At 68.1% G+C, this 668-nt stretch carries 1 protein-coding gene; it reads left to right on the forward strand.

Translation table 11 applies throughout. The features are described from left to right. The coding region (locus AACY19_RS26670) for a chorismate-binding protein (RefSeq protein WP_339454478.1) at positions 1 to 668 on the forward strand (668 nt) is incomplete at both ends.

The raw sequence follows: 668 nt of genomic DNA on the forward strand, positions 1-668 counted from the left end.
CGACATGATATTCGTGCGTCCGACGGTGGTGCTGATCTTCGACCGGCTCGCCGACGCGCTGTTCCTGGTCGCACCGGTCTGGCCCGATGCGACGCGTACGCCCGAGGCGATCGTCGCCGAGGGGCTGGAGCGGATCGAGACGCCTGCCGCGCGCCTCGCGACCGCGCCTTTGCCTGCGCCCGTGCGGGGCGAGGCGAGCGAGATCGCGCTGACTCCGACACTGCCGCCCGGCCGCTATGCCGAGATGGTGGCGCGCGCGAAGGAGTATATCGTCGCGGGCGACATCTTTCAGGTGGTGGTGTCGCAGCGTTTCACGGCACCGTTTCCACTGCCCGCGTTCGAATTGTATCGCGCGCTGCGGCGGATCAACCCGTCGCCGTTCCTCTATCATCTCGATCTGCCGGGCTTTGCGCTGACCGGATCGAGCCCGGAAATTCTGGTGCGCGTGCGCGACGGCGAGGTGACGATTCGCCCGATCGCCGGCACGCGCCCGCGCGGCAAGACCGCCGCCGAGGACGAAGCCAATCGCCAGAGCCTGCTCGCCGACCCCAAGGAGCGCGCGGAACATCTGATGTTGCTCGATCTCGGCCGCAACGATGTCGGCCGCGTGGCCACCGCTGGCAGCGTGACGGTGACCGCCAGCTACACCACCGAATTCTACAGCCATG

The sequence above is a fragment of the Pseudomonas sp. EA_5y_Pfl2_R50 genome (assembly GCF_963970475.1).
Taxonomy (GTDB): Bacteria; Pseudomonadota; Gammaproteobacteria; order Pseudomonadales; family Pseudomonadaceae; genus Aquipseudomonas.